Here is a 16282-nt window from a genome sequence, read left to right on the forward strand (position 1 = left end):
GCGTTGCCCCGTCATTTAGCTGTCATGCCCGATGCTGAATTGTCATGCCCGCCACCGAGCGGGCATCCCCTATTTATAAGTCTACTAAGCTCTAACTTCTAACTGCGGCAAAGCCACTCCTTTACTATATTTCTTACATATTGACGTTTTATGGGAGTTTTTTATGCGTTGCTTAGTTACTGGTGGTGCTGGATTCTTAGGAAGTCACCTTTGCGAAAGACTTTTGAATGACGGTCACGAAGTCATTTGCTTGGACAATTACTTCACAGGCCGTATGGCTAACGTTGCCCACCTGCGCGACAACCGCAATTTTGAACTCATCCGTCACGATGTGACCGAGCCGATTCTTTTGGAAGTGGATCGCATTTTCAACTTGGCATGCCCGGCAAGCCCGATCCATTACCAGTTCAACCCGGTAAAGACCATCAAGACAAGCGTCATGGGTGCCATCAACATGCTCGGCCTTGCCAAACGCGTAAAGGCCCGCATCTTGCAGGCTTCTACAAGTGAAGTTTACGGTGACCCGGCTGTGCATCCGCAGACCGAAGACTACTGGGGAAACGTGAATCCCATCGGCATCCGCAGTTGCTATGACGAAGGCAAGCGCGTCGCCGAAACGCTTTTCATGGATTACCACCGCCAGAACAATGTCGACATCCGCATTGTCCGCATTTTCAATACATACGGTCCGCGCATGCTCCCGAACGATGGCCGCGTTGTTTCAAACTTCATCGTGCAGGCGCTCAATGGCGAAGACCTTACCATTTACGGTGACGGCAGCCAAACCCGCAGCTTCTGCTATGTGGACGATCTCATCGAAGGCTTTGTCCGCATGATGAATCAGGACAAGATTATCGGACCGGTCAATATCGGCAATCCTGGCGAATTTACGATGCTTGAACTTGCAAAGGAAGTTCTTGAACTCACGGGTTCCAAGAGCAAGATTGTCTACAAGCCGCTTCCGGGTGATGATCCCAAGATGCGCCGCCCGAATATCGATTTGGCCAAGAGCGCTCTCAATTGGGAACCGACAATTCCTTTACGTCAGGGCCTCGAAAAGACAATCGTTTATTTCGACAATTTGCTCAAGACGAAGTAACCATTCATCTTAAAAATTTGTCGTTCATTCTCTGTTTTAGGGGAGTCGTCGAGACTCCTCTTTAATTTTTTCAGTAAAGTTTTAGCTTTAAAAGAAAAGAGAGAAATATGATCCGCAAATTGTTGATGGTACTTTTGTTTTGTTCGTTCTGTACGTGGGGGGAGGAATTTCCGAACGTTCCGAATACCGAACTTGTAAATCCTGTGCCGCATGGCGTTGTTCCTTTGTTTACCATTGCCCCGCAGGAGACCCCTTACGATTCCGTCAATATCGGATACACTATTACCAACACTACTTTTGCAGATACTGTCGAAAATGATGCTTTGAACAAGCCCAAGGAAGTCTATCCGTTGATTGTCTTGGGTGAGGTGTTTGGCTTTAACGGATTTATTTGGGCTTGGGACCGTTATGTTCTCGATAAGGGGTACGCGCGTACGGGGCCAAAATACTGGAAACGCAATTTAAAGGAAGGGTGGCAATGGGATCATAACCATTGGGCGATTAACTTTTATGGCCATCCGTATCAAGGGGCGACTTACTACAATTTTGCTCGTGGTGCGGGTTACGGATTCTATGGAAGCCTTCTGTTTGCGGCTTTGGGGAGCTACACTTGGGAAATGTTTGCCGAGACGGAATACCCCTCCATTAATGATTTGATAGCCACCTCAATTGGCGGCGCTGTTTATGGGGAAGTTCTCTACAGACTTTCGCGTAAACTTTATGGAGTTGATGAATCTGCCTGGTACAATCAAGTTGGCGCTTTTGGTATTGCTCATTCCGCTTACTTACAAAGGAAAATTTTTGGTAATCGCGATGGCATTACGGGAAATACCCCGATGGATTTGTCCGTATTTTTAGGCTCTGGTTCGCATTTTGGAAATATTTATCGCTATGGTGGCCGCAATGAAGACGATTTGGACCAGCGTTGGGATGATAAGCATTTTATGTATGGTGCCGAGATTGAATATGGTAAACCCTTCAGGAAAGTCAAGCGTCCATTTGATTATTTTACTTTGTTAACGCATGGCGAAGTTGGCCCTGATGGAACGTTATTCCAACTCGATGTAACCGGAAAACTTTCGAATGCAGGCGTACATGGGCGAGGGCATTGGGTTGATTTTGCGACGTATCTCGACTATTGCACGTTCTACGGCGACTTCGCAACGGTCGGCACCATTTCTGTTGGCACGGGTATCGATTTTTCGCTTTGGCTTTTGCCGTCTCTCAGGTTCCGCATGTACCATCAGATTTACTTTATATTGCTTGGCACAACGGACATGGGTTATGATGATTTGATTCAGGCTGTGCATCCGGAGTATGAATCGGACATGGACAATTATCAGTACAATATGGGTGCAAAATATGTCTTGGGTGTTGAAGTTTCGATTGGGAAAAAGTTCCGCCTCAAGAATAAGATGGTTGTTGATGCGTTGCATACAATTCCGGGCTCGTTACCTCACTATGGCGCCGATGGCTGGGACGTGTTACTTATGAATTATACCTCTGCGGAATATGATTTGACGAATAAAATTGCTATGGGCGGGCGCCTTGATGCTTATGCCAAGATAGCTGCTTACTCTTCTGAATTCTTTGAACCCATGAGCCGCGGCATCTTTGCGTACACCCTGTACTTCAGCTATAAACTCTTCTAAAATCTTGCCTTATTGTCATTCCGGCCTCTTGTCACCCCGGACTTGTTCTCTTTGACCACTTAGAGCTTCAGCTCTTATGTGGTCATGATCCGCGAATGGGGACGGGGCGGAATCGCCTTCTTGTATTAAAAACTTACTTCCAATTTCATTAATTGACATTCATTAAACTTTTTACTAAGATGTTTATATAATGACTAACTTCCCATTGCATAAGAACGGAAATATTCGTACTGCGGATTTTTCGATGCTGAATTATCTGCAACAGGTAAATGTTCTGCCCGACAAGATTGCCATGTTTACCAATCTCAAGGAATTCGGGCTTGAAAACTACGTCAAGGTTCAGGCTGCGGTACTGCTCCTCGTGAGGCGCGGCTCTGTTGAAGTTGAACTGGACCTCAAAACCTATAAACTTGAAGCGGGGGCACTGTTCATTGTTTTCCCGGAACAGGTCTTGAAAGCAAAAAAGGCATCTGACGATTTTGATCCAATCTGTATTGCCTGCTCCAAGAATATGATTGAAGAATTAATCATCCGCTTTGATGACAATACGCGACTGATTTTGAAAACTCGCGAAAATCCGTTGCATCAATTGGATGAAAATAAGTTTGAACAGCTGAATGAAAGTTTTGAATTCTTGAAGAAAAAATTCGAAACTTCAGAAGCAAATACTTGCCGTTTGCAGGTTCTCAAGAACTTTTTGATTGGCCTCCTTTATGAATGTATTGGAATGGATGACGAACCGATGACAACGGATGTAGTCAAGAGCCGTGGCCAAGTTCTATTCTCGCAATTTATCGACCTTGTTGTTGAACATCATCGCGAACAACATTCCGTGAAATTCTACGCCGATGAACTCGGTATTACACCGAAGTATCTTTCTGCCGTTGCTGAAGAACAAACCGGCAAGAACGCCAAACGCTGGATTGACGAACATATCGCCCTCGATGCGAAGGTTCTTTTACGCTCGTCATCTAGAGACATCCAGAAAGTCTCCAAGATTTTGAACTTCCCGGACGTATCCTTCTTTGGAAAATTCTTCAAGCGCCTCGTCGGCGTCTCGCCCAAAGCATACCGCAAAACCGCTGAATAAGTTGGCTAAACCAATGTTGTCATGCCCGGCCTCGACCGGGCATCTCCTGTATTTACGATAATTTAACAGAAAGTCTGTAATCAATCTCCTTCGTATGTTGTAATTTGCAGGAAGAATAATTTTAAATTGCGATCTGATTATGAAATTCCGAAAAGTCATCTTATTCACATTGCTTTTTGCTTCACTTTTCTTCTTCGTCGCCTGCGACAAAGAAGTTTTCTCGCGTAAAGAATATTACGATAGTGGTGAAATAGAGTCTATTACAACATTAGATCAGAATGGCAAAGAGGATAAGTTTATCTCGTATTACAATAATGGGAAAATAAAACAAAAAGGACAATATAAAGCAGGTCGAAAAGAAGGCCTCTGGAAAACATGGCACGAAAACGGAAAATTAAAATTAGATGAATACTATAAAATTGGTCTTATAGAGGGACTATTGAAAAAATGGTTTGCAAATGGACAATTGCAATTAGAGTGTATGTATAAAAGCGGTATTTTGGATGGCATTTGGAATGAGTGGTATGATAGTGGCGTGAAGGCTATAGAAGGGACTTATGATGATGGAAAAAGGAAAGGAACCTGGAAAACGTGGTATGGCGATGGTACATTGAAGGATGAAAAGCTATATGAAGAAAAAGAAAGGTTAGGATTATGGAAATCTTGGTTTCCAAATGGCCAAATCATGTTTGAAAAATATTATGCAAATGGTCTGATGGATGGTGTTTGGAAAGAGTGGTTTGAAAATGGCCTGTTGAAAACAGAAAGACATTACAAGGATGGCGCTTTAGACGGTGCCAAGAGGGAATGGTTTGAAAATGGTCAGTTGAAAACGGCAGAGTATTATAAATCGGGTGAGCCTAATGGCGTGTGGAAAGTATGGTATAAAAATGGTCAATTGGCGTCTGAAATAAATTACAAATTCGGTAACATGGATGGCGTATGGAAATCTTGGTATGAAAACGGGAAAATGGAACTTGTCGAATATTATAAATCAGGTGAACCTAATGGCGTATGGCAATCTTGGTATCCAAATGGACGATTGAAATCTGAGGCATATTACAAGCACGGAAACAAGGAAGGTTCTTGGAAAGAATTGTATGAAAATGGACGATTAAAAGAGCTTACGTCGTATAAATCCGATATGAAAAATGGTGTATTCAAATCTTGGTCTAGAGATGGACAATTGGAATGGATCAAAAATTATAAAGCAGATATGCTTGATGGTGTTTCGAAACAGTTCCGTTCAAATGGAAAAGTGGCGTATGAAACTACTTATAAATTAGACAAACTCGATGGTCTCTGGAGAGAATTCTATGAAAGCGGAGAGTTGAAGAAAGAAGGTAACTATGAATTGGGATCGTTGGATGGCGCTTGGAAGGAATTTTATAAAAATGGACAAGTTTCGCTAATCGGACAATATTTATTTGGTAGAAAGGCTGGTTTATGGAAAGAATTTTATGAAAGCGGACAATTGAAAAGAGAAGGTAAATACGTAGCGGGTGAGTTAAGTGGCGTCTGGAAGGGATGGCGCCCAGATGGAAAAAATGCTTTTGAAGGATCTTATACTTCTGACGGTAAAGATGGTTTGTGGCGCGTATGGTATAAAAGCGGAGGAGTTGCTATCGAAGGGTTTTATAAATCGCACGCCAAAGATGGCCATTGGCAAGTCTATCATGAAAATGGCCAATTGGCGTTTGAAGGCTCTTACGAAAAAGGTAAACCCAAAGGAATTTGGAAAGAATGGCTTAAAAATGGACAACTGAAAAGAGAGTTTGATTATGATGCAGTAAAGAGAAATTTTGGAAACGAAAGATTTGCAAATAATCAATCGAAAACCGCAAAACATCAAATAGAAAATAATCAAATGGTGATGCCTTTATTTTATCGAAATGAAAAAATGATTAAGCCTCGTCCGATGCGGAGAAAAATAATGAGTAATAAACCATTGGGCTCAAAGGAATGTAGGACAAAAGATAAATTAATGAATGTTTTACCATGGAACTTTTACCCATCCACCTTATTCAAATTAGAAGAATGAGTGTCTTTAAATTACAGTCTAATTATGAAACTAAAACTATATCTCTCGATTGCAATCCTTATCGGCTACAGCTTATTCCTTGCTGCAACCTATAATAATGTACGTAAGGAATACGATGATGGCGAAATAAAATCTATAACAACGTATCGTTGGAATGCTAAAAATGGTAGGTTTATCAGCTACCACAGCAATGGTCTTGTCGAAGAAGAAGGTCAATATAAATATGATAGCCTTGACGGAATATGGAAAAAGTGGAGCTTTGAAGGAAGATTGCTAGAAGAAAAAAGTTATAAAGCCGGTCACCGCGATGGCGCATGGAAAATGTGGAATATATATGGAGATATGCGAAAGGAAGAGTATTATAAAGATGGCGAACTTGATGGCGTGTGGCGTTCGTGGAATGAAGAAAATGTCTTAGAAACCGAAGGCTTCTATAAATTAGGCAAAAAAGAAGGTCTATGGAAGATGAGGTACGGAAATGGAATATTGAAAGAAGAAGGACTTTATAAGGACGGTAAACGCGAAGGTCTATGGAAAGAATGGTTTTCGAATGGACTATTGGAGTCTGAAGGATACTATAAAGAAGGTCGTAGAGAAGGCGTTTGGAAAATGTGGCCTCAAAAAAACGTATTGGGGCTGCTAAGCGGAAAAACGAGGTGGAGAAAAATTGGTGCCTATAAATCTGGTGAGGAAGATGGCACTTGGAAATTATGGGATGATGATGATAAATTGATAAGAGAGATAAACTATAAGGATGGTATTCTTGACGGTGTATGGAAATCTTGGTATGAAAACGGACAATTAGAATCGGAAGGAATCTATAAACTTGATGAACCGGAAGGAATCTGGAAATCATGGTATAAAAATGGAAAGTTACAGGCTGAAGGTTGTTTTAAAAAGGGTTTACTGATTTCTTATAAAAGTTGGTTAAAAAATGGAAATCAAGAAATGGTGGAATATTTTAAGGGGAAAAAAAGCTATAAAGAATTTTATTTAGGATGCTTATATCGTGCAAAACTCGCTTTGAATCTTCCTATTTATTGTGATGATGAATTTATTCGTGATGGCGAGTATCAAGAATGGTATGAAAACGGTAAAATGAAAGAATTTGGAAACTATAAATCCGGTAAGCAAGATGGTCTCTGGAAATCATGGTATAAAAACGGAAAGTTGCAAGAAATGGGAACATATAAAGATGGTTACAAAGATGGCGTTTGGAAAACATGGAGTGAAAATGGAAAATTGGAATCGACTTGGCAATATGATGTGGAAGTGGAAAAAAGACCAAAGACATATTTGGGGGGCTTTCTAGGCCCCATAAGATAAAAATGTAGTCATTCCCGCGCCTGTCCTCGCTTGACGGGGAAAGGCGGGAATTTCCTAAAAGAATTTATAAACTTGCAATAAACGACTTTGCCTATGAACCACAAAACTTTTATTTCCTTTATAATTCTTTTCTTCCTCGTCGCCTGCGGTGTCGAAGAGCATAAAAAATATTACGATAACGGTGTATTAAAATTCGTTACAACTTTTTCTAAAAATGGCATGGATGGCAAATACATATCGTTTTATGAAAATGGAAATCAAAAAGAAGTTCGTCAATATAAGGATGGTGTGCCGAGTGGAACTTGGAAGTGGTGGTTTGAGAATGGACAACTAAAAGAAGAAAGATTGTATGGAAACGGTGTGCAAAATTTTGAGAGGAAAGAATGGAATGACGATGGAAAACTTGTTTTGGAAGAATACTATAAAAATGGTGCTAAAGATGGTGTTTGGAAGGAATGGTATGTAAACGGAAAAATAAAAGAGGAAGGTTTTTATAAAGCCGGAACAATGGATGGTGTGTGGAAATCGTGGCGCGAAAATGGGCTTTTGTGGGATGAAAAGAATTATAAGTCTGGTAGGCTTGATGGCTTTTGGAAAGTATGGTATGAAAATGGAAACTTGGAAAGAGAATTGAGCTATAAAGCTGGCGAACAAAATGGCTATACCAAATGGTGGCATCCAAATGGACAATTAAGAGTAGTTGAATTTTATAAAGATGATAGGAGTGTTGAGGAAGATTCATCAATATCATGGCATGCAAACGGGAATGTGGCTAGCAAAAAAATTTGTAAAGAAACAAATTGCGTGTATCAAGAATGGCATGAAAATGGAAAACTTGGCATAATAATGGCCAGCTTGCAGGCATACGAAAGTTTAAATCAGGTGAAACGGATGGACCTTACAGATTTTGGCATAAAAATGGAATGGTAGCATATGTAGGAACTTATAAGAACGGAATGAAAGTGGGAACATCGAAAGGATGGCATTCTAATGGTCGTCTGAAAGCAATAGGGTTTTATAAAAATGGAGATAAGGTGGGAACATGGAAAGAGTGGTATTCGAATGGCCGACTGAAATCAATAGATTTTTATAAAAAAGGCGAAAAAAGCGGAGTCCATAAAGAATGGTATGAGAATGGAAAATTGAAAGAACTTGGTTTTTATAAAAATGGTGAGAAAAATGGATGCTGGAAATCTTGGAACGAAAAAGGGCTTTTGATAGAAGAAGCAAATTATGAGTTTGATAAGTTGAATGGAACTTGGAAATGTTGGTATGAAAATGGCCAATTGAAGGAAGAAGGTTTTTACAGTTCAAACAAAAAAATGCAACGCTGGAAATATTGGCATGAAAATGGTATGTTAAAGGAGGAAGGACTGTATCATTTAAACAGAAAGAGTGGTTGCTGGAAGTCTTGGAATGCAAATGGAGAATTGGAATCAGAATGGTGTTATGATGGAGGGACGAAATTAAGTAAAAGCGAATATAAAAAACGAATTAAAAAGTATCAAAACATGTCCTTAATACCAATTCAGTAACCGATAGGTGATATTTATTGGTAGGTCTGGAACGAAACTCATGTCATGGCGCTTGTCACCCCGGCCTGTCATCCTGGAGCCGCAGGCGATAGGATCCATTATTTCTTGGATTCACTTTTATGCCGGGGACGGCATCTCCCTAAAGAAATTATTAACTTGCCCTAAACGATTATGAAACAGAAAATACATCTCCCATTCGCGCTATTCATCGCCTTCGCCATTCTTCTCACGGCCTGCGACAAAGACGTTGCCTGCGACAATGGCTCCGAGGAGCGCAAAGAATATTACGCAGACGGCTCTGTAAAATCCATCACAACATATCATGACAGTGTAAAAGATGGCAAATACGTCTCGTATTATGAAAATGGAAATAAGCTGCAAGAAGGTCAATATAAAAATGGTAAAAAAGATGGCGCTTGGAAGGAATGGTCAAAACATGGATCGTTGATAACGGAACAAAATTGCAAAGCTCTAGAAGATGAAACATGTTTTATAAAATCATGGTATGGAAAAGATCGATTGGAAGGAAAATACAAAGGGGGGCTGCGTGAAGGCGTATGGAAATGGTGGCATGAAAATGGCCAAATAAAAGAGGAAAAATTTTATAAAGGTGGAAAATTATTTTCCTATAAATACTTTGATGAAAAAGGTAATCTAATAGAAGAAAAAGAGTCCTCAGGTGGATGGGAGGAACGTTGTCGAACTGTGCTGGGGCGTGATAGATGGTCTTTGCGGAATAATTGTGATACTTTTTTTGTTGGAAACGGCTTTGAAAAAAAATGGTATGAAAATGGTCAATTGAAATCCGAAAGGTATTACAAAGAAAGCAAGAGAGATAGCGTATGGAAAACATGGTATGAAAACGGACAATTGCGTTCTGAGGATACTTATAAATCTGATAAATTGGATGGGACATATAAATTGTGGTATAGGGATGGATCGTTGAAAGTAGAAACTTTTTATAAGGAGGGAAAAGAAGATAGCACTTGGAGAGAATGGTTTTCCAATGGACAATTGAAATCAATCCGTTTTTATAAATCAGGCATGGAAAAAGGCTTTTGGAAAGAATGGTATGAAAGTGGCAAATTGAAATCGGTTCGTTTTTATAAAAATGGCTTGGAAGAAGGTTCATGGAAAGAATGGCAAGAAAATGGTAAATTGAAAAAATTGGAAAATTATAAGGCTGGTAAGTTGAATGGCGTTCAGAAAGAGTGGAATAATGATGGCTTGTTGATAGAAGAAAGAAATTATAAGAATGGAAAACTTGATGGCTATTCGAAATGGTGGAGTGAAAATGGAAAGTTGAAGGAATACGAAACTTTTAAAGATGATGAACCGGACGGCATTTATAAAAAATGGGATGATGAAGGTCGATTGTATGAAGAAGAAAATTATAAGGCCGGAGAACTTGATGGCCCCCGAAAAATATGGTATAAAAACGGAAAGTTAAAAGCTGTTGAATATTATAAAGCGGGCAACGAAGTTGGCGTTGGGAAACGTTGGTATGAAAGTGGTAAATTGGAAGAAATCAGAAAATGCAAAGATGAAGGTAATGTCTGTAATTGGAAATGGTTGGATGAAAATGGAAAATTGATTGCTGAGGAAGAATGCAAAGCGGGTATGGAAGGATGTGTACGGAAAGAATTTTTTGATAGTGGTAAATTGAAATGGAAAGGTCTTTTCGAATCTGATAAACGAGAAGGAATTTGGAAATTATGGCATGAAAGTGGACGATTGGCTGCTGAAGGGGATTATAAGGGCGGTCAGCGCGATGGCTTATGGAAATGGTGGCATGAAAATGGACGGTTGGCAAGTGAAGGAAATTATAAGGGCGGTAAGCGCGATGGTATTTGGAAATGGTGGCATGAAAATGGCCAATTGGCAGAAGAAGGTGCTTATAAACTCTACGATAAAAAGTACCGAAATTACGAATGGCATGAATGTCGTTTGGACCGCTTGAAGTGTAAAACAGACAAGAAAGATGGAAAATGGAATGGTTGGTATGCAAATGGACAATTACGATATGAAGGTTTTTACAAAAAAGGCTCTGAAGTTGGTGTATGGAAGGAATGGTATGAAAGTGGAGAATTGAAAATAGAAAAGCGATGGGTATTGCTTAATGTTTGGGAATGGAAAGCGTTGTATGAAAATGGTCAATTATGGTATGAAGGTTCTTATGATAAAGACAGAAAGAATGGTGTATGGAAAGTGTACCATAAAAATGGCAAGTTGGCGTTTGAAGGCGCATATACATTAGACGAACCCGTCGGCATTTGGAAAGAATGGGATGAAAATGGGAATCTGACAAGAGAAGGTCCTTACAAATCAAATGAACAAGCCTGGAAAAAATGGGAAGAAATCGGAATACCTAAACATCGTCATCCTGAGCCCATTCGACAAGCTCAGGATAAACTCCGTCGAAGGGATTGGGACCCTTATCGTATCAGAAAAGTCCTGAAGGATCTGATCCACCATATCTATAATGAATAATGTAATTTACAATAAATGATTATTTTTATGAACTTAAAGACCTTCATTCGCTTTACATTCCTCTTTTCCTTTATCCTTCTCTTCCTCGCCGCTTGCGACAAAGAAGAACGCAAAGAATATTACAATAGCGGACCGTTAAAATCCATTACGACATATCGTGATAGTGTAATAGATGGCCCGTACATCTCGTATTACGAGAATGGAAAAGTATGGGAAAAGGGGCAATATAAAAATGACGAGAAAGATGGGGCTTGGAATACATATCGCGAAAATGGAAAAATCGCAGAAGAAGTAAATTATAAATCGGGTCAAGTAGATGGAGAATGGAAAACTTGGTATGAAAAAGGAAAATTACGTAGTGTAAAATATTACAAAGAGAATTTGGAAGATGGCTCTTGGAAAGAATGGTTTGAAAACGGTCAACAGAAAACTGAGGTGAAATACGAAGCTGGTGTTTGTGACGCATGTTTTTGCAAATATAAAGCCGATTATGATAAAGTTTGTTTTGAAAAAGAATGGTATGAAAATGGACAATTGAAGGAATGGCGTTATAAAACTGAAAATGAGGAAAAATGCGTTGTGAAAATATGGTATATGAATGGACAATTAAAAGAGGTTCTGGATTATAAAGATGGTAAAATATTTACTTATAAATGTTGGTATGTAAATGGTAATCTGCAAGAAGAAATAGTATCATCTAAAGGGTTTGATGATGGAAAATGGCGCACTTGTGTTGAAGAATATGGATCTCGTAAGTTACTTGCAGAGTCTTTTAGTGAAGAAGGATTTTTTAAGGAATGGTTTGAAAACTGGAAATGGAAAAATATTGAGAACATCAAAAAAGGGTGGAAAAATGGTGCTACGTCTATTCGGAATGCTATTCGAAAAGAATGGTATGATGATGGAAAATTACGAAGAGAAAGATATTACAAAGATGGACGTGATAGTCTTTGGAAATCATGGCATGAAAATGGTCGTTTGCAATCGGAATGTTCATATAAATTAGGCAAACAAGACGGAAAATGCCAGGAATGGTATGAAAATGGGAAAATACGAAGTGTACAATATTACAAAGAGGGTTTGGAAGAAGGCTCTTGGAAGGAATGGTATGAAAACGGGAAATTGAAAAATATCGAGAGCTACAAGGATGGATGGAAAAATGGCGTTTGGAGAGAATGGCTTGAAAATGGTCGTTTACAATCGGAATGTTCATATAAATTAGGTAAGAAAACTGGAAAATGTAGGGAATGGTATGAAAACGGGAAAATACGAAGTGTAAAATATTACAAAGATGATTTTGAAGATGGTTTTTGGAAGGAATGGTTCGAAAACGGGAAATTGAAAAATATCGAGAGCTACAAAGAAGGGAATAAAAATGGCGTTTGGAAAACTTGGTACGAAAATGGTCAATTGAAAGTGGAAGAAAACTATAAAGCTGGGTTGCTTGATGGTGTTAGGAAGGAATGGTATGAAAATGGTAAAATATGGATAAAAGAATATTATAAAGAAGGTAAACTTGATGGAGTTTACAAAGAATGGTATGATAATGGAAGGCTGTCTGAAAAACAGGAATTTAAAAAAGGTTTGTTTACTGGCTTATGGCGTTCATGGTACAAAAATGGAATCGTAGCAACAGAAATAAACTACAATAATTGTCAAGAGGATTGTATTGAGAAGCGTTGGCTTGAAAATGGAGAGTTTTTTAGGGAATATCATATTCCTTCAAGTAATGTTTATTCTAAATAAATGATATTTTGCAATAAACGAGTTTGATTATGAAACTGAGAAATGTCGTCTTATTCACGCTGCTTTTTGCTTCTGTTTTGCTCCTTGCTGCTTGTGACAAAGAAGAACGCAAAGAATATCACGGTAATGGAGTATTAAAATCCGTTACAACATATTGCAAAAATATCAAAGAGGGCAAATACATCTCTTATTATTGGGGTGGAGAAGTAAATGAGATGGGTTTTTATAAAAATGACAAACCAGAAGGTGTTTGGAAAAAGTGGCACGAAAATGGACTACTAGCATTCGAAGGCTTTTATTATGATGGTATGCGGGATAGTGTTTGGAGATGGTGGCATAGCAATGGGCAATTGTCAAAAGAAGAATTTTATAAAGGTAAAATGTATAGTTACTGGATTCAGAATTGTCGTCGAATTTCGGATTGTAAAGATGAATTTATTCGAGATGGCGTAAGTAGAGAATGGTATGCGAATGGAAAAATAGAATCAGAAGAACATTATAAGAACGGAGTGCGAGATGGGTCTAGTAAACGTTGGTTTGATGATGGTCAATTGCGTTCTGAAAAGTTTTATAAGTCAGGAAAAATTGATGGCATCTGGAAGATTTGGCATAACACTGGGCGAGTGTTTGGGGAATATAGTTACAGATTGGGTCAACAAGAAGGTGTGTCAAGAAATTGGCATATAAATGGTCTTTTGTCACACGAAGGAATGTACAAGTCTGATAAAAAAGAAGGGACTTGGAAATCTTGGTATTGGAATGGACAATTGCAGGAAGAATCTTTTTATGTATCTGGTATAATAGATGGTGTCAGAAAAAAATGGTATCAAGATGGCAAATTGAAAGAAATGATTTCGTATAAGTTAGGGAAATTTGATGGCGCTTGGAAATCGTGGCACGAAAATGGACAATTGAAAGAAGAACGGTTCTATAAGAATGGCGAGTATGAAGGTACCTGGACAGAATGGCATAGAAATGGTCGCCTGAAATCGAAGGTCATTTACAAAGATGGTAAACGTTATGGAACTTGGAAATGGTGGTATGATAACGGCAAAATGCAATGGGAAGATAATTATGTATTAGACAGAGCTCATGGAGTATGGAAAAGATGGTATAAAAATGGCAAATTGAAATCCTTATTTTATTATAAAGATGGTCATTTAGAAGGCGCTCGGAAAAAGTGGTTTGAAGATGGAAAAATCGCTGAAGAAGAACATTATAACGATGGAAAGCTCGACGGCGTTAGAAAAACGTGGTTTGAAAATGGACGTTTAAAGGCTGAAGAATACTATGAGTTAGACAAGCCCATTGGTGTATGGAAAAAATGGAATGAAAACGGAGAACTGATAGAGGAAGAAACCTATAAAGACGGATTTAAGACATCCGTCCTTGATAAACCTGTTAGTCGCGATGATGGCCAATATAAAAAGAAAAGGAGACGAAAGTCTGTACCAACAATGAGTGTAATTGGGAGACTAAGAAGTTATAATATTGATGATTCTTTAAAAGCTCGGCAGTCTATTACTGACGAGCCCATTTGGAAACGGAAACTCGATTGATCAGCCTTCTCGTTAAACTTTCATTGCGTCGACTTGATTGACGATTGCAGTCACGGCTTCGATGTACTTGTTGATGTTTGACACAATCACGTTGTTGTCATTGGTCATATTAGGGATACGCACGCCCGGGAACATTTCGTAAACTTGTTCGTGATTTTCGGGATAATTGCCTGTTGCAAGGTAATAGACCCCGTAAAGCAAGGGAAGGAGCGTTATTGTTGAACGTACGTAAATCTCGTGCGGATTGCGGTATTCCTTGAGGTAAAGAAAAAATTGGCGTAAATGTACGAGCAATCCGCGCAGTTCGCGTTCACATTCGATTCGCAGTTCTGCAAGGTTCGGGCTGAAGTCTGCAAGCGGCGTCTCGCCACAAATCGTCACATTTCGGCTCTTGATATGCAAAAATTCCAGCGGGAACACGTCCTGCGAAGACTTGATTTCAAAACGGCTGAACACGTGGTTGAACACGATATTTTCGTGCTTTGCCTTCGCTGTGAGCTTCTGCAACGGAAGCAAGTCTTCGACGGAATTGGACTTTAGAATAAAGCTGACGGTCCACGTGGATTCCAGCGAGGAGAATCCTTCCATAAGGCAGTCGCCATGAACGAATACCGAAATGAGATTGTCGCCGAGCGCTTCTTCAAAGAGCTTCGGCCATTCTGAATTCTGTAATTCTGCAACGCTTAAAATCTTCTTCATAAAGGGAACCTCTAAATTACCATCCTCCGCCGGAGCCGCCACCGCCAAAGTGACCTCCACCGAATCCACCGCCGAAACCGCCACCAAAGCCGCCTCGGCCTCCGCCAAATCCACCGCCGAAACCGCCGCGGTGGTGGCCGCGACTGCTGTTGCCAAGCGCATTCCCGAGCAAGAACCAGAGGCATCCGTTGCCGCGTCCGCCGCCATTCTTCGAGGCGAGCAGGAACAGAATCACGAAAATCACGAGAACGAGTCCAAATGGGCTGCTTTCTTCTTCTTGCGGTAACTGGTCTGTGTCGACCTCAAGCGAAATGCCTTTTTCCTTGGCAACGACTTGCGCAATTTCCCATGCGAGCTGCATCACGCCTTGGCCGTATTTTTCGATTCTGAATGCAGGCACAATTGTCTTTTGCTGGAGCCGTTCTACGAGCACGTCGGGCAAGTAACCTTCGGCGCCATAGCCGACTTCAACGCTTCGCTTGTGTTGCTTCATCGCCGCAAAAATCAGGACACCTTCGTTTGATTTGCCGCCAACTCCCCAGCTTTCGGCAATGTTCAATGCGTAATCTCTAAAGTCCGCAAAGCCAATGTCATGAACAAGCGCGACCGCAAGTCCGACTCCAGCTTTTTTGTAAAGCTGTTCGGCAAGCTCGTTTACAAATTGCACTTCTTGCTTTGTGAGCAAACGGTCTTCATCAAGCACATAGCTATTCTGCGGGCGCTTGGGGAGCCCCGCCTTGTTCACCTTAAAACCTGCCGCAACCGGGATTGCGAGCAACAGAATGAACAGTATCGATAAAATTCTTTTTGGCATAGAAAAAAGCCGCCTCGTAGCGGCTTTGCAAAGATAACATTTATAAATTATCTAAAATTGCTTCTATTGGTTTTGTGACCACGTGAAAGAGTGCTTTGCCAACTCCTTCTACTGCAACTTCAGCAGCTTTATCAACTACTGCATCACCAACTTGTTCTAGCAAGCTACTTTCAGAAGATGTTTCTGTATTTGTGGTTTGCTGATTATTTTGTGCAGTTGGCATCGAGGATT

13 protein-coding genes are annotated in these 16282 nt (G+C 40.1%); 10 read left to right on the plus strand and 3 right to left on the minus strand.

What is annotated here, in order from left to right:
• Positions 1–163 precede the first annotated feature (163 nt).
• The 10 genes from BUQ91_RS01825 (at position 164) to BUQ91_RS01870 (ending at position 14538) form a co-directional block, all read left to right on the plus strand.
• On the plus strand, positions 164–1099 hold the full coding sequence (locus BUQ91_RS01825; RefSeq protein WP_074207934.1) for a UDP-glucuronic acid decarboxylase family protein: 936 nt from the start codon (positions 164–166) through the stop codon (positions 1097–1099).
• Between the two features lie 107 nt (positions 1100–1206).
• Positions 1207–2751, plus strand: a complete 1545-nt coding sequence (locus tag BUQ91_RS01830) for a DUF3943 domain-containing protein (protein ID WP_254842204.1) — start codon at positions 1207–1209, stop codon at positions 2749–2751.
• A gap of 190 nt (positions 2752–2941) precedes the next feature.
• Entirely contained in the window at positions 2942–3841 is a 900-nt protein-coding gene (locus BUQ91_RS01835) for a helix-turn-helix domain-containing protein (RefSeq protein WP_074207935.1), read from the plus strand.
• Between the two features lie 139 nt (positions 3842–3980).
• A complete protein-coding gene (locus BUQ91_RS01840; RefSeq protein WP_074207936.1) occupies positions 3981–5882 on the plus strand; it encodes a toxin-antitoxin system YwqK family antitoxin in 1902 nt (633 codons plus the stop codon).
• Between the two features lie 24 nt (positions 5883–5906).
• Positions 5907–7208, plus strand: coding sequence for a toxin-antitoxin system YwqK family antitoxin (locus BUQ91_RS01845; RefSeq protein ID WP_074207937.1), 1302 nt, complete (start codon positions 5907–5909; stop codon positions 7206–7208).
• 93 nt (positions 7209–7301) lie between these two features.
• Positions 7302–8138, plus strand: a complete 837-nt coding sequence (locus BUQ91_RS01850; protein ID WP_074207938.1) for a toxin-antitoxin system YwqK family antitoxin — start codon at positions 7302–7304, stop codon at positions 8136–8138.
• Positions 8072–8743, plus strand: coding sequence for a toxin-antitoxin system YwqK family antitoxin (locus BUQ91_RS01855; protein ID WP_371590735.1), 672 nt, complete (start codon positions 8072–8074; stop codon positions 8741–8743). The genes BUQ91_RS01850 and BUQ91_RS01855 overlap by 67 nt, the downstream gene beginning before the upstream one ends.
• Before the next feature lie 171 nt (positions 8744–8914).
• A complete protein-coding gene (locus tag BUQ91_RS01860) occupies positions 8915–11233 on the plus strand; it encodes a toxin-antitoxin system YwqK family antitoxin (protein ID WP_074207940.1) in 2319 nt (772 codons plus the stop codon).
• Between the two features lie 27 nt (positions 11234–11260).
• Positions 11261–12979 carry a toxin-antitoxin system YwqK family antitoxin gene (locus BUQ91_RS01865; protein WP_175566585.1) on the plus strand — a complete coding sequence of 573 codons (1719 nt, stop codon included), beginning with the start codon at positions 11261–11263 and terminating at the stop codon, positions 12977–12979.
• Between the two features lie 29 nt (positions 12980–13008).
• Positions 13009–14538 carry a toxin-antitoxin system YwqK family antitoxin gene (locus tag BUQ91_RS01870; RefSeq protein ID WP_074207942.1) on the plus strand — a complete coding sequence of 510 codons (1530 nt, stop codon included), beginning with the start codon at positions 13009–13011 and terminating at the stop codon, positions 14536–14538.
• Between the two features lie 12 nt (positions 14539–14550).
• Here the strand turns inward: BUQ91_RS01870 and BUQ91_RS01875 are convergent, their stop codons facing one another.
• Genes BUQ91_RS01875 through BUQ91_RS01885 form a run of 3 tightly spaced genes read right to left on the minus strand, consistent with a single transcriptional unit; the run spans position 14551 to position 16274 of the window.
• Positions 14551–15237 (minus strand): hypothetical protein, encoded by a 687-nt coding sequence (locus BUQ91_RS01875; RefSeq protein ID WP_074207943.1) that lies wholly within the window; start codon positions 15235–15237, stop codon positions 14551–14553.
• Positions 15238–15253: 16 nt separating this feature from the next.
• Positions 15254–16051: a TPM domain-containing protein gene (locus BUQ91_RS01880; RefSeq protein WP_074207944.1), complete on the minus strand. Its 798-nt coding sequence runs from the start codon at positions 16049–16051 to the stop codon at positions 15254–15256.
• A 40-nt stretch (positions 16052–16091) separates the two neighbouring features.
• Positions 16092–16274 carry a hypothetical protein gene (locus BUQ91_RS01885; protein WP_074207945.1) on the minus strand — a complete coding sequence of 61 codons (183 nt, stop codon included), beginning with the start codon at positions 16272–16274 and terminating at the stop codon, positions 16092–16094.
• Positions 16275–16282 lie beyond the last annotated feature (8 nt).

Source organism: Fibrobacter sp. UWB11, from assembly GCF_900143015.1.
Taxonomy (GTDB): Bacteria; Fibrobacterota; Fibrobacteria; order Fibrobacterales; family Fibrobacteraceae; genus Fibrobacter.

Excerpts from the sequence above, each read along its gene's own strand:
- BUQ91_RS01825 (WP_074207934.1), top strand. The coding sequence starts at position 164 with ATGCGTTGCTTAGTTACTGGTGGTGCTGGATTCTTAGGAAGTCACCTT.
- BUQ91_RS01830 (WP_254842204.1), top strand. The coding sequence starts at position 1,207 with ATGATCCGCAAATTGTTGATGGTACTTTTGTTTTGTTCGTTCTGTACG.
- BUQ91_RS01835 (WP_074207935.1), top strand. The coding sequence starts at position 2,942 with ATGACTAACTTCCCATTGCATAAGAACGGAAATATTCGTACTGCGGAT.
- BUQ91_RS01840 (WP_074207936.1), top strand. The coding sequence starts at position 3,981 with ATGAAATTCCGAAAAGTCATCTTATTCACATTGCTTTTTGCTTCACTT.
- BUQ91_RS01845 (WP_074207937.1), top strand. The coding sequence starts at position 5,907 with ATGAAACTAAAACTATATCTCTCGATTGCAATCCTTATCGGCTACAGC.
- BUQ91_RS01850 (WP_074207938.1), top strand. The coding sequence starts at position 7,302 with ATGAACCACAAAACTTTTATTTCCTTTATAATTCTTTTCTTCCTCGTC.
- BUQ91_RS01860 (WP_074207940.1), top strand. The coding sequence starts at position 8,915 with ATGAAACAGAAAATACATCTCCCATTCGCGCTATTCATCGCCTTCGCC.
- BUQ91_RS01865 (WP_175566585.1), top strand. The coding sequence starts at position 11,261 with ATGAACTTAAAGACCTTCATTCGCTTTACATTCCTCTTTTCCTTTATC.
- BUQ91_RS01870 (WP_074207942.1), top strand. The coding sequence starts at position 13,009 with ATGAAACTGAGAAATGTCGTCTTATTCACGCTGCTTTTTGCTTCTGTT.
- BUQ91_RS01875 (WP_074207943.1), bottom strand. The coding sequence starts at position 15,237 with ATGAAGAAGATTTTAAGCGTTGCAGAATTACAGAATTCAGAATGGCCG.
- BUQ91_RS01880 (WP_074207944.1), bottom strand. The coding sequence starts at position 16,051 with ATGCCAAAAAGAATTTTATCGATACTGTTCATTCTGTTGCTCGCAATC.
- BUQ91_RS01885 (WP_074207945.1), bottom strand. The coding sequence starts at position 16,274 with ATGCCAACTGCACAAAATAATCAGCAAACCACAAATACAGAAACATCT.